Annotated in this window: 1 protein-coding gene; it reads left to right on the top strand. The window is 66.4% G+C overall.

What is annotated here, in order from left to right; genetic code table 11:
* The coding region (locus ACFPZN_RS56380) for a complex I subunit 1/NuoH family protein (RefSeq protein ID WP_378293706.1) at positions 1 to 651 on the top strand (651 nt) is incomplete at both ends.

Genomic DNA, 651 nt, shown 5'->3' with positions numbered 1-651 from the left:
CTGGCGTTGAAGGAGGACATCGTCCCGCGCCAGGTCGACAAGGTGGTGTTCGTGCTGGCGCCGATCATGTCGGCGGTTCCGGCGTTCATCTCCTTCGCGATCATTCCGTTCGGGCCGACGGTGTCGGTGTTCGGGCATCACACGCCGCTGCAGGGCACGGACCTGCCGGTGGCGGTGCTGGTGGTGCTGGCGATGTCGTCGATGGGCGTGTACGGGATCGTGCTGGCCGGGTGGTCGTCGATGTCGCCGTACTCGCTGCTGGGCGGGTTGCGGTCCTCGGCGCAGGTGATCTCCTACGAGATCGCGATGGGGCTGTCGTTCGTGGCGGTGTTCCTGTTCGCGGGGACGATGTCGACCACGGGGATCGTCAACGCGCAGGCCGACCGCTGGTTCATCCTGCTGCTGCTGCCCTCGTTCATCATCTATGTGATCACGATGATGGGGGAGTCGAACCGGATCCCCTTCGACCTGCCCGAGGGTGAGGGCGAGCTGGTCGGGGGGTTCCACACCGAGTACTCCTCGCTGAAGTTCGCGATGTTCTTCCTGGCGGAGTACATCAACCTGGCCACGCTGTCGGCGCTGGCGACGACGCTGTTCCTGGGCGGGTGGCGGGCCCCGGCGCCGATCTCCACGGTGTGGGAGGGCGCGAAC

This window comes from Actinomadura rugatobispora, from assembly GCF_042656285.1.
GTDB classification, from domain to species: Bacteria; Actinomycetota; Actinomycetes; order Streptosporangiales; family Streptosporangiaceae; genus Spirillospora; species Spirillospora rugatobispora.
Note: the sequence above shows the minus strand (reverse complement) of the source record. Positions and strands in the feature narration are given on the sequence as shown.